11 protein-coding genes and 2 tRNA genes are annotated in these 12779 nt (G+C 39.6%); 3 read left to right on the forward strand and 10 right to left on the reverse strand.

Features of this window, described 5'->3' with window-relative positions; translation table 11 throughout:
* Window positions 1-16: 16 nt before the first annotated feature.
* From ACT29I_RS07870 to ACT29I_RS07880, 3 genes are all read right to left on the reverse strand, one after another.
* On the reverse strand, window positions 17-349 hold the full coding sequence (locus ACT29I_RS07870; protein WP_430931691.1) for a thioredoxin family protein: 333 nt from the start codon (window positions 347-349) through the stop codon (window positions 17-19).
* A gap of 13 nt (window positions 350-362) precedes the next feature.
* Entirely contained in the window at window positions 363-725 is a 363-nt protein-coding gene (locus ACT29I_RS07875) for a CoA-binding protein (RefSeq protein WP_444793148.1), read from the reverse strand.
* Window positions 726-1391: 666 nt separating this feature from the next.
* Window positions 1392-2744 (reverse strand): saccharopine dehydrogenase C-terminal domain-containing protein, encoded by a 1353-nt coding sequence (locus ACT29I_RS07880; RefSeq protein WP_430931693.1) that lies wholly within the window; start codon window positions 2742-2744, stop codon window positions 1392-1394.
* A gap of 211 nt (window positions 2745-2955) precedes the next feature.
* Between ACT29I_RS07880 and mutS the strand changes: the two genes are divergently transcribed.
* The 3 genes from mutS to ACT29I_RS07895 all read left to right on the forward strand — a co-directional run bounded on the left by mutS (window position 2956) and on the right by ACT29I_RS07895 (window position 5977).
* Window positions 2956-5580, forward strand: coding sequence for a DNA mismatch repair protein MutS (mutS, locus tag ACT29I_RS07885; protein WP_430931694.1), 2625 nt, complete (start codon window positions 2956-2958; stop codon window positions 5578-5580).
* Window positions 5581-5795: 215 nt separating this feature from the next.
* Window positions 5796-5868: transfer RNA gene (locus ACT29I_RS07890), tRNA-Gly, on the forward strand.
* Between the two features lie 22 nt (window positions 5869-5890).
* Window positions 5891-5977, forward strand: a tRNA-Leu gene (locus ACT29I_RS07895).
* Window positions 5978-6109: 132 nt separating this feature from the next.
* On the opposite strand, the gene ACT29I_RS07900 is transcribed toward ACT29I_RS07895, so the two are convergent.
* From ACT29I_RS07900 to ACT29I_RS07930, 7 genes are all read right to left on the reverse strand, one after another.
* Complete coding sequence (locus ACT29I_RS07900; RefSeq protein WP_444793149.1) at window positions 6110-6955, reverse strand: transglutaminase family protein; 846 nt, start codon at window positions 6953-6955, stop codon at window positions 6110-6112.
* Between the two features lie 111 nt (window positions 6956-7066).
* Window positions 7067-8374: a magnesium transporter gene (locus ACT29I_RS07905; protein WP_430931696.1), complete on the reverse strand. Its 1308-nt coding sequence runs from the start codon at window positions 8372-8374 to the stop codon at window positions 7067-7069.
* A gap of 19 nt (window positions 8375-8393) precedes the next feature.
* Complete coding sequence (locus tag ACT29I_RS07910; protein ID WP_444793150.1) at window positions 8394-9209, reverse strand: magnesium transporter MgtE N-terminal domain-containing protein; 816 nt, start codon at window positions 9207-9209, stop codon at window positions 8394-8396.
* Window positions 9199-10020 (reverse strand): mechanosensitive ion channel family protein, encoded by an 822-nt coding sequence (locus tag ACT29I_RS07915; protein WP_430931698.1) that lies wholly within the window; start codon window positions 10018-10020, stop codon window positions 9199-9201. The genes ACT29I_RS07910 and ACT29I_RS07915 overlap by 11 nt, the downstream gene beginning before the upstream one ends.
* A gap of 431 nt (window positions 10021-10451) precedes the next feature.
* Entirely contained in the window at window positions 10452-11387 is a 936-nt protein-coding gene (locus tag ACT29I_RS07920) for a succinylglutamate desuccinylase/aspartoacylase family protein (RefSeq protein WP_444793151.1), read from the reverse strand.
* Window positions 11388-11398: 11 nt separating this feature from the next.
* Complete coding sequence (rimK, locus tag ACT29I_RS07925; protein WP_430931700.1) at window positions 11399-12307, reverse strand: 30S ribosomal protein S6--L-glutamate ligase; 909 nt, start codon at window positions 12305-12307, stop codon at window positions 11399-11401.
* Window positions 12304-12741 carry an ATP-dependent zinc protease family protein gene (locus ACT29I_RS07930; RefSeq protein WP_430931701.1) on the reverse strand — a complete coding sequence of 146 codons (438 nt, stop codon included), beginning with the start codon at window positions 12739-12741 and terminating at the stop codon, window positions 12304-12306. The genes rimK and ACT29I_RS07930 overlap by 4 nt, the downstream gene beginning before the upstream one ends.
* Window positions 12742-12779: the final 38 nt, after the last annotated feature.

Raw genomic sequence — 12779 nt, forward strand, 5'->3', positions numbered from 1 at the left:
AATCCGGGTTCAAATATTAATTTTCCATTAGCATATGATAAGGCCGGGCTATGGATTGGGCTAGTTGATCCAACCCAATGTTGCGACTATACCTGACATACTCTTTTTCCTGAACATAAAGAATCAACGTAGGGGCAGTAAATACACCTGCATGCGCAGCCAACCTTGGTGCATGTTCAATGTTGCAGTACGCTAATTTTACCTTCGGAAAATCGCTTGCAATAAGTTGTTCAACCTTTGGGAGCAATGCCTTGCACACAGTACATTTATCGTGTGAAAAATAACCCAACACAAAATCGTTGGTTGATAATACTTCCTTCAGTCCTTGTGCTGATCTTATATCTATCATTTCTAAGTAATGGCTAGTACTGTTGAGTGCTTAACATTACAAGCGTACACCCATGCACTACTTCAATGTTATTGTCCTCAGCCAGTTTTTCCAAGGCAGGATTTTCTGTGCCTGGATTGAGGATGATTCGTTCCGGCTTAAGTTCTGCAATAATATCAAAGTATGACGGTTGGTTTTTTGGGCCTACATACATCGTTATTGTATGAATATCCTTTTCGGTACCCACCTCAGTAGTGATTTGTACATCATCTATATTGCCTTCTCTTAGCCCCAGGGCGATTACGGGATGGTTATTTTCGTTTAGCTTCTTGATGGCTTTGTTAGAATATCTATCCGGATTTTCGCTGGCTCCAATAACTAAAGTCTTTTTTTGCATGGTTTATTCTGGTTTAATAAAATGAATGAGCAAATGTAATATAATATATAAATATATCCAAATGTATAGATATGTGCGCTAATGTGGGGACTTGCAGTTGTTGTTAGGAAAACTATCAATTTATTATATTGCAAATACCCGTTTCTATTAGTTGTATAACTAATTGTCATGCTGAACGAAGCGAACCTGTGTGTCGGCAGATAGAGCATCTTCGCCCAAATATGACTGAAGCAATCGTTGTGTAGGATATTTGTATTCTAGTTTCTGATCACCCAATATCCGCAAGGGCTTTAAAAGGTAACTAGTTGGGACTTTTGTGGATTAGATGTAGTGCATCATCTTCATGGGTTTCATTCCTTACCGCAAATAGTGATTTACTAACTTAGGGTTAACCCTTACATATTAAACATTGCAGAATGTGCATATATAAGGCTAGTGGATTTACGGTCCTAGCATGAGTCCGACTTATTTTTATCCTGAATATGTTTATTGGTTAGAACATAGATAATTAATCCAGCGAGTTCAAAAGCTCCGGCAATAATAAAGTGTGCATTGGATATGCGGTTTTGTGTGGTATAGGACAAAAGCAAGGCTACACCTGATATAATAAACAACAAACCTATATTTTTCAAGAAGCAATTCATCGTTAAATAATAATGTAAGATACTACCAATCCGACGACCAGTTTTCGGGATCTAACTCCACTTCGTTAAACACAAATTTAAAATCTTTTTCCAGTTTGTGAAGTATGGGTTCGTAAATCTCTTTATAAAAGGGTCGAATGATACCTTTACGCGCTATTTTATTTTGTGCGAGCAATTCTGTGGCAAGCGCAGCAGGATATGATACGGAACTGGCAATGGCTGTGTTCTCATGGTCTACCCCAAGCATTTTAAATGTTCCGTTTACTAATTTTCTGGAACCGTTTGGTAATTTGTACAATATTTGATGGTTAAGCACTACCAAATCCCTGTCCGAAGGTAACATTTTCATTTTGCTGACCATTTTATTGGTGAGTACGGTAATTGGATTGCGTGCAGACGGACTGAAATGCGATGAAGAGAAAAGCCCTACCCATTCCATGGACATGATGGCGTTTGAATGCGTTTCGATCTTTAATTTCCTCGCGAAATCATCCCTCAAGGTCTCCATGTTTTCTATTTCGTTTAAATAAGATGTTAATTCGGCATAGGTGGTTATATTTTCGGGGAAAGCCTCTTCCGACAGATAGCCGCTATCGATCAGTGCACCTATAACTTCGCACCAGCCTTTATACCTTAAGGTTCCTCTAAAAAATGTTTCAACTTCAGGGATGCGGTACAAGCTAATGTATTTGAGTGCGTTTCTGTTGGCATAGGCTTCCAGTTCTCCTACGTTATCAACCACAAGATGAAAGGTGTTTTTCATCAACTCAGAAGGTGCATGTTCAATCACCATACTGTCTTTAAGATATGTGGCATGGGACGAACTCGCTTTCATTACCCCCAGTGGACTCCATGAAAACTTGTATCTGAAAGGATTATCCAAAGATTCGGGAGATGGGAGAGCCCCACACACCGAAATAAATTTCTCAACTTTACCACCTTGATCTTTAATAGAGTCTATCATTTTTGAAGCCCACATATGGTCTATGCCTGGGTCGAGACCCATTTCGTTTAAGATGGTGATGTTGCTCTTGCACGCATCGGAGTGCAATTCGTCCATGCCGGGTTGTTGGTAGGAGGTGGTCACCAAACTCTTTTTGTTGCGGACACAGGCCTCACATACAAAAATGTGTAATTGGTAAGGCAATAAACTTACCACAACCTTATGTTTCATTACTAAAGAGTTTAACATATCGAGATTGTCGGAATGCCATTCGACTGCTGTTCCCAAAGGATTATTTTCAATAATCAATTCAGCCTGGTAAAGGAATTCTGAGGCCACAGTCACCATGAATTTCTTGCGCAACAGGTATTTAACAAGAGGTGCGGCCACTTTTCCGGCGCCCAATATTAGTATTTGATTTGTGTTGTTCATATCTACCATAATATACAATGCATTCTTTATAAAATCAATATTTATTCGCCCATGCTTAAACTTTATCTTTACCGATTTTTAGTTTTATATTTGCGCAATAAAATTCAAGTCCGGTGAATACATGAACATATTAGTGTAGGCAGCACCAAGTGTTCTTGAGCAATGATGAACGGAGCAATGATTTGGGTTATAAACAGATAAATAATATTCGGTGGCTAAGAAAGAAGTAAAAAAGGCGGTACAAACTCCGTTGATGAAGCAATATTACTCCATAAAAGATAAACATCCAGATGCAATTTTACTTTTTAGGGTTGGTGATTTTTATGAGACATTTTCGGATGATGCGATAAGGACCGCAGAAATATTAGGGATCACTCTAACCCGAAGGGCAAATGGAGCTGCTTCGTATGTTGAGCTGGCCGGGTTCCCGCATCACGCCCTGGATACATATCTTCCTAAGTTAGTACGCGCCGGACAAAGAGTGGCGGTATGCGATCAGTTGGAAGATCCCAAAATGACCAAGACCATTGTAAAACGTGGTGTAACAGAGTTGGTAACGCCGGGTGTTGCTATTAGTGATAACGTATTGGAACACAGAGAGAATAATTTTTTGGCTTCGGTACATTTGGAAAAAAATGTGGCTGGGGTGGCATTCCTGGATATCTCAACCGGAGAATTCCTGACTGCGGAAGGTCGTTTTGAATATATCGACAAACTGTTAAATGGATTTAAGCCAAAGGAGGTTCTTTTTGAAAAAAGTAAAAGAGGACAGTTTATTGAAAATTTTGGCGACAAATTTTACACTTATGGCCTGGAGGATTGGGTATTTACCGAGGATTCTTCACACGATAGATTATTAAAACACTTTGAAACCAAATCGTTAAAGGGATACGGTGTTCACAACTTAAAATATGGCATCGTTGCCGCAGGTGCCGTGATGCACTATCTGGATTTAACGCAACATCATAAGGTACAGCACATAACAGGCTTGTCGAGGATTGAAGAGGATAAATATGTTTGGCTGGACAAATTTACCATCCGTAACCTCGAGCTTTTTGGAACAGTAAACGAAGGAGGAAACGCTTTGGTTTCGGTGATCGACAGAACAGTTTCGCCTATGGGTAGCCGCATGTTGAAACGATGGGTGGCGCTGCCCCTTAAAGAAGTAAAGCTGATTGAAGATCGCCTGTCGGCAGTGGAATATTTTTTTAAAGCACCGGATTTTAAGGAACAACTGGAAGATTACCTTCGCCCTGTTGGGGATTTGGAACGGTTGGTTTCAAAGGTGGCAGTGGGAAGAATTTCCCCGAGGGAAGTAGTACAGGTAAAAACGGCCTTAAGGGCTATTGAGCCCATAAAAAAAGGATGTGAGGATAGCGATAACGAAACGTTGAAAGGTATTGGTGAACAGTTAAATCCATGTATTACCATTCGGGATAGGATAGAAAACGAAATTGCTGCGGACCCACCTGCACAAATCAATAAGGGTAACGTGATAAGGGAGGGTGTTTCAGAGGAGCTGGACGAACTGCGCAAAATAGCTTTTTCCGGGAAAGATTACTTAAACAACCTGGTGCAACGTGAAGTTGAGCGAACAGGTATACCATCCCTTAAAATTAACTTCAACAACGTTTTTGGATATTATATCGAGGTTAGAAACACTCACAAAGATAAAGTTCCGGGGGAATGGATCAGAAAACAGACCTTGGTGAATGCCGAACGATATATCACGGAAGAGTTAAAAGAATATGAAGCCAAGATTCTTGGAGCCGAAGAAAAGATTCTTACACTGGAAACCCAGTTGTTCAGTGATCTGGTAATAAGCCTGGGTGAATATCTGGCAGCTGTTCAGCTGGATGCGAGCTTGTTGGCCAAAATAGACTGCTTGCTGTCGTTTTCAACCATAGCGGCTCAAAATAAATATGTACGCCCTATCATTGAGGACAGTGAAGTGATAGATATCAAATCGGGCCGTCACCCGGTCATTGAAAAACAACTGCCGGCGGGGGAGCAATATATTCCCAACGATGTTTATTTGGATAACGAGAAGCAACAGGTAATCATTATAACAGGACCCAACATGGCCGGGAAATCGGCCTTGCTTCGCCAAACCGCATTGATTGTGTTGATGGGGCAAATAGGTTGTTTTGTACCGGCAGAATCGGCTAAAATCGGTGTGGTGGACAAGATCTTTACCCGTGTTGGTGCTTCGGATAATATCTCGGCCGGGGAATCAACCTTTATGGTGGAGATGAACGAAGCGGCAAGTATTCTGAATAATATTTCACCGCGAAGTCTGATACTCTTTGATGAGCTCGGCAGAGGAACCAGTACCTACGATGGTATTTCCATTGCTTGGAGCATCGTTGAATATATCCATGAAAATAAACGCGCCAAAGCCAAAACGCTGTTTGCTACCCACTATCACGAATTAAACGAGATGGAAGGTTCGTTCGATCGTTGCAAAAATTATAATGTTTCCGTAAAAGAGGTGGACAACAAGGTGATTTTCCTGCGTAAGTTGGTGCGTGGAGGAAGTGAACACAGTTTTGGTATTCATGTGGCACGTATGGCAGGTATGCCCAAAAGTGTGGTAAGCCGTGCCAATGAAATTTTGGAAGAACTGGAAGGGACAAAACGAAAAGGAAACCTTTCCAAACCTGTCACGGATTTGGGTCAGCATCGGGAGGGGTATCAGATGAGCTTTTTCCAGCTTGACGATCCCGTACTCAAACAAATCCGTGACGAGATTGCGAATACGGATATTAACAATCTTACACCGATGGAAGCTTTGAATAAGTTGAATGAAATAAAAAAGTTTACAGGTATCAAATAATCCATAACTCTGATGGATAGATCTAGCTATAACCAGATATCCTATGATATTTTTGTCTGATTATCAATGGGCTAAAAAGAGGGTCGAAAAAAAGTTTGTTCAAAATAAAAAAAAAGTTTGTGGGTAATCGAAAATGCTCTATATTTGCATCCGCAATCAGGAAATATAAAATGCGAGTAACGACAGGCATTAGGGGTTGCAGAGTGTTTGAAAAGGCGAAAATAGCTCAGTTGGTAGAGCACGACCTTGCCAAGGTCGGGGTCGCGGGTTCGAGTCCCGTTTTTCGCTCTCCGGATGAATAATCCAGGATGCTCGAGTGGTGGAATTGGTAGACACGCAAGACTTAAAATCTTGTGTCCATTAGGACGTGCGGGTTCAAGTCCCGCCTCGAGTACCAAATCAAATATCATTTTGATTCAAAAGCGCTTAAAACTAAGGTTTTAAGCGCTTTTTGTTTTTGTGCATATGGCATAAAATACGGATCCCGCACAAAGTTTGGGTCTGTTAAAAAATATGGTTTATTTATCTGTTAATCCAATGGCTTAATCGATAAATTTATTGTTAAAACTGAAGTGGCACTACCTCTTATGGTGCCTGTTACCGGCATGGTATTTTCAAACTGTACGCTCGATGCTATCGGAATATGTGTATGACCAGCGACAATACCGTTGCTTGGATCAAAACCAACCCAACCGGCACCCGGCAGATACACTTCAATCCAGGCATGCAATTCAAATTCAGGATTTTCAATAGGTATATAATAGTACCCACTGACAAACCTCGATGCAATGCCCATATTTCTTAATAATTGGATCTGCATCCAGGCCACATCTCTGCAGGAACCCGTTTTTAGTTGAAATGTTTTGTCCGCTGCGTAGGCATATCCAGTTTCGCGGGATTCAATAGTAAAATCTGTGTGAATTTGTCTGGTAAGTTGTGTTAAAAAAGGTATTGTTTGGTGTTTGGATTGTTTTTCAATTCTACGTCCGTATTCAATAAGGGCTTCAGAAATCTCAGAATAAACCAAAGCATTTCGCAAAACACTTTGTACTGAATCTGGATAGGCGAAAGGTAAATTAAAACAGCTCGAAGGATATAAGATAAAACCAAAGGGATTATTTTCGTATGTGTGAACAACGGATTCAGCCTTAATTCTAAGCTTATCCACTAACCCATCAAACCAGCATAAATGTAGCAGATTATTTTCCGCATCCAGATGTTCCGATATTCCAGATGGTTCGGGAGAAATTTGCAAATCAAAAGAATCAGGTATATTATGGGGTGTAAACTTTGGTTTAAATCTTAAATAATGAGGCTCCAGAAATACCTTGGAGCTGAAATGATATTCCGATAAGTGAATGATTTTAAATTTCATTTTGGATCCATCTAAATTTAGTTCTTCCTTATTTTCTGCTTCGGGTTCTTCTTTGGCATATTTCGCATAATCCCCTTATATTTGCTCAACGAATTGGGTGTTTTTTAGGCACTAAAAAATACCCAGCATAGACCCTAATGCAGTTGCAAGTCCCAGGAAGCTCATAAAACCTACAATGTCGGTAACGGTGGTTAAAACTATGGAAGAAGATTGTGCCGGATCCTGTCCAATGGATTTTAGAAAGATGGGAATAACGGCTCCGGAGAATCCGGCTATAATCATCGAAAAAATCATGGAAATAGCAATTATCAGGGCCAACCCAAAAGAAGATGCCCAGAAATAAACAATAACCGAGGTGGTTAAGGCCACCGCTATGCCGTTTACAAAACCAACGGTTGCCTCTTTTCTGGCTACTTTCAACCATTGAGACGGACGAATTTCGCGAAGGGAGAGGCCGCGCATAGTCACTGCCAGCGCTTGGGAGCCTGTATTTCCCGACTGGCCTGCCACAACAGGTAAAAACACTGCCAACACGGTTATTTGTGCAATGGTATCTTCGTAAATGCCAACTACCGCAGCAGCAAGAAACGCCGTTGCTAAGTTTATTTCAAGCCAAGGCAACCTCTTTTTAACTGCAAAACCCACTTTCGAAAGCGCTCTTTCTTCTCTGCCTGCACCAAACATTGCCTGAAGGTCTTCTGTTGCATCTTGTTGAGTCGCCTCCACCAAGGCGTCGTGTCGGATAACTCCGAGTAGATTGTTGTCTAAATCGACAACCGGAAGATTAAAAAGATTGCTGTCTTTAAAGATTTCAACAATTTCTTCCCTGGGATCCATTATATGCACCGATTTGGATTCTTCCGCTAAATCACTCAGTAGCTCTTGCGGCGAGGAAATAGCAATCACCTGAATAGGTATTTTACCTGCTAATTGTCCCTCTTTGTTGATAACATATACGGATGTAATTTTGCGGTCTTTGAGTAATCGAAGTTTTTTTAGAACATCTTTTACCGAGTTTTCGATATTAAATGTTAAAATCTTTGTATCCATTAGATAGCCTGCGGAATCAGAAGGATAGGTCATTAACTCATTTATTTCCTTGGATAGATTGTCGGGCAATAGTCGAAGTTTTAGTTCCGTTTTCTCGGTACCTATTCTTGAGAGGATAAGTGCCGCATGATAAGCGTCCATACCTTGGAATAGTTCTACAAAAAAAGAATCCTCCATATCAATTATAGAGGCTGAAGATACTGCCTTGTCGAGCTTAACAAATATTCTCCTTGCTATATCTATTGGCTGGTCCTTTAAATAGTTAAGTATTTCAGAAACGGAAGCTTTGTTTAAAACATCTGCGGCTTCCGAAGGAAAACGCTGCAAGAACCTATTGATTAGCGTATGTTTAATTTCTTTTGTCTCCATGTTTCGTTCTTTACGGTTTTTACTTTGTACTTCCCGGATTATTCCTTAGAAAACTTGCAAGCCCTATTTTGTACAGTTCTCCAAGTGCTGCACCTGTTTGGTATAACTCATTATCAAAACTACTGGTTTTTGGAGTATGTTTTTTCAAAGCTTCTTTTGATACTATTCCTAAAAAAACTCCTTTATTGTCAACTACCGGTATTTCAAACAATGATTCAGTCCAAGTTGCTTTGTCTGTAACGGCTGAAATATTTGCTGTTGCTGAAATCTTAGATGGATTAGGATTCATAAAGGTTTGGATGGATGTATTCTCATCACTGGTAATAAGTTGCTTTAACTCTATATGACCAACTAATAATTGATCCCTGTTAAGAATGAAGATATGCTGTGGTAGATGAGGTTTTTCTTTTTTTATTTTAGCCAGCGCTTTTTTTACAGTTTGCTCTTCGTGCAAAGTAAAGACTGTCGGATTTAGGAATGCACCAACCGTGTTTTTGGGATACTTCAATATTTGACGAATATTTTGGGATGTTTTTTCGGGCAATTGATTCAATATATCGTTCCGTAAATCTACGTTAATAAGTCTCAATAATATTTCGGAATTAGGTATAGGCAATTGTTCAATTAGTACGGTAGCCAATTCAGGTGTAATCTTTTCCAGACATGCGGCAGCTCTATTTCGATCCATCTGGCACAGTAATGAACACGCCAAATTCGACGGAATTGATCCAAGAAAAACGACTATGTGGTCTATTGGCATATTCTCTAAGGCAAGCAATGCATCACTGGTGTGATTTTCAATATAACGCTCAAGTATATATGGTTCAATTTTCATGGGTCATATCTTTTATGACGGTTTTTGTTTCGTTAAAATATTTAGCGGGTATAACAACTTTGCCTGATTTGGTGTCCAGTGTTACGGAGGTAGCAGTAATCTCAATGATTACTCCTTCTACTTCGCCAATTTGAACGGTGTTTCCCGTTTTGTAGGTTTTTTGAATGTAATAGGAGCTCAGAATATTACTAACCGAAGTTTTTGCACCAAGACCAAAGGCCAATGCTGCTCCAAACAACAACGCGCCTAATATTATTGATATAATATTTGTCAAAAAAGCGATATCAATTCCAAGTTGGTTAATAGCCACAATTACGCTAATCGCAACAATGCAATATTTAGTAAGGCCTCCAAGATGTTTTCCATTGGTTACAACTGTGTGTGCAGTAAGCGAAATAATAAGGTCTTTAGTCAATTTACCGGCAATGAAACCTAAAAAAACTATGATCAGGGCTGCAATAACATTTGGAAGATAATTAATGAGGCTATCGAACCATTTAGTCAGAAAAGTTAATTCTAAAATTTGAGTGATGATCGCTACTGAAAATAATAGAATAATCCAATAAAAGGTTGTGGCTATAAAATTGGCTGAACCTTGTAAGTCAACATTTACTCTCTTGTTGTTTAATTTGTCGTTGATAAAGTGATGGAGGTATAGGATAAACCTTTTTATTAATTTTCGGACAACTCTGGCAAGCACAAGACTGGCGAACAAAACAAGAATAGCCGACAGTAAATCCGGTATGTGCAGAATTATTTCAGAAATTAAATTGTTCAGTAATTCTTTAACTTCATTGATTATGGTATTCATCTTCATGTAGTGATTAATGATAACAATTTTTAATATAATAAAATTACAAATATCTACACAGTAATTTTAGATTAATACGGATTCCAGAGTCGTTGGTCACTTTTACTGGCAATGGAACGTATAGCCAATGTGGCTATCGGTAAAATTGGTTTAGTGATCTTTTGATGGCCATGTTGTCCCTAATCTTAAAATTTAATCATAATATTGTCGTTAGACTTCATCAAAATGCCCATTCGATGAGTAAAAATCCAAACATTACTTAAACATAGCAATGTGAGATTGCCTACACCGGGTTTCCCTCTTTAAGGCTGAGACCTGGTGATATTTAAGAATTTTTCAGATTCCTAATGACAGATCTCGGTTAATTTATCACAATACACCTAATTCACATTTGATGATAAAAATTAATCATTTTGGGGCCATTTCAGAACCTATACAATTCCGATATGCATTACTGCATCCCCCTGATGGAGAATGGGGTTGTTGTTTAATCCAATAACAAAACCTGAAGCAGGCGATTTAACCGAGATTTTGAAATCCCCAAATGGATCTGTAATAGATCCAACGACCTGATTCTTGGTGACCTTTTCGCCACTTGAAATCATACTCTGAAAAATTCCTGAAGTATGAGCCCTAATCCACGAGGAACTTTTAACTATTTGGTTCTCATAGTCGGGGCTAATCGTTTCCGATGAGGTCATTCCCAAGTGTTTCATTACCCTGATGGCTCCATTGAACCCCTGTTGAATAGCATATTCGTCAAAACGTGATGATTCTCCGCCTTCGTATATAAGTATGTTTTTATCCAGTTTGTTAGCGGCATAACGCAAGGATTTTGGACGGTAAGCTGAATGTACCGTAAAGGGTGCGTTAAATATACTTGCCAATTCTTGATTAATGCTTTTTTTCATATTGCATCTTATTTGGGGATGATTAGTGCGTTCGGCACCGCCAGTATGAAAATCCAGACCATAATCAATCTTAGGAACGATATCTTTCATTAAATAATTAGCCACTCTGCTGGCCAGGGAACCATTTTTATTTCCCGGAAAAGATCGGTTAACATCTTTTCCGTCGGGTACATATCTTGAAAAATGAATAAAGCCGTATACGTTGATTATGGGTATACAGATTATTGTACCTCTTTCAGGTACATTTTTGCCTTCTTCTATTATTCGCCTGACTATCTCAATACCATTAATTTCATCGCCATGGAGCCCTCCAATTAATAAGAGGACTGGACCAGGTTTAAGCGCCCTTGCCACGTTAATTACGATGTCTATTGGGGAATGAGAAGGAAGTCTGGCTATGTTAACTTCCAGTTTTTCATTATCTCCCGGACGTATCTCGGTATTATTGATTATCATATAAAATTGGGTTACGCCTTAACTTTATCTTTTGGAATTTTCTTACCGTTGGCTGAACTCTCGATATATTCCACTATTTTTCCGGCTATATCCACACCGGTAGCCTTTTCAATTCCCTCCAGGCCAGGTGAAGAATTCACTTCCAATACCATAGGGCCTCTTTTCGATTGCAGCATATCAACTCCGGCTACGGCCAGCCCCATACTCTTGACAGCCTTCAGCGCAGTTGATTTCTCCTCCCTGCTCAATTTGATGATGGTTGCATTACCGCCTTGATGCAGGTTAGAGCGGAAGTCGCCCTCTTTACCCTGTCTTTTCATTGCTCCAACTACTTTTCCGTTTACAATAAATGCGCGAATATCAGCACCTCCGGCTTCTTCAATAAATTCTTGCAGGATAACTCTTGTTTTTACGCTGTCAAACGCCTGTACAACCGATTTGGCTGCTTTATTGGTTTCAGCTAATACAACGCCCACGCCTTGTGTTCCCTCCAGTAATTTTATGACCACAGGTGCCTCTCCGATATGGGTTAATATTTTATCGTCTTCTTTGCTGAAATTTGTAAATGCCGTTTTTGGCATTCTAACTCCTTCCCTGGACAAAATTTGTAAACTCCGCAGTTTATCCCGGGATCTGGTGAGCGCAAGAGAATCAAGTGTGCTAAATACTTTCATCATCTCGAATTGCCTAACAACGGCCGCTCCATAAAAGGTAACCGATGCCCCAATTCTCGGAATTATGGCGTCAATCCCCGTCAATTTTTCACCTGAATAAAAAATAGATGGCCCCTCGTCGTCCATGACAATATCGCACTTAAGATGATCTATTACCATTCCTTCATGTCCCTTTTGTTTAATTGCTTCCATTAATCGCTGCGTAGAGTACAGCTTAGGGTTTCGTGACAATACTATTATTTTCATTTTTCTGTTTTTTTTAGTTTAAATGATAAATCTTTTAATGCGACATCTACCACGAATCGACCAGTAAGAAACTCTCTTCCTAATAGTATCGGGTATTTCATTTTATTTCGGTTCGTTAGGGAGAAATCAAAGGCTTTGTTCTCTCCAAAAACAATCATTTCGGTTTTTATGGTATAGCGGTGTTCAGTTTCGCCTCCGGAATTTTTGACCAATTTGTCACTGAATTCTTCAAAATAAAAAACCTTGTCTTCGTATAGGGAATGTGAAGGGTCTAGTACCTTAAATGCCAGAATTTCTTTGCCATTTCTCATCACTAATCCAATGGAATGACAATGTAGCGTGCATCCATAAGCTCCGGTATCTATTTTTGCCTCGATGTTATTTAACTCGAGGCCTGGCAAATCAACTTTATCTTTTCTTCCGATTGTTATCATAGAATATATCATTTGGACTAAAATAATTTCAACGGTCA

Origin of the sequence: Saccharicrinis sp. GN24d3 (genome assembly GCF_052400645.1) — a bacterium.
Classification (GTDB): domain Bacteria; phylum Bacteroidota; class Bacteroidia; order Bacteroidales; family Marinilabiliaceae; genus Saccharicrinis.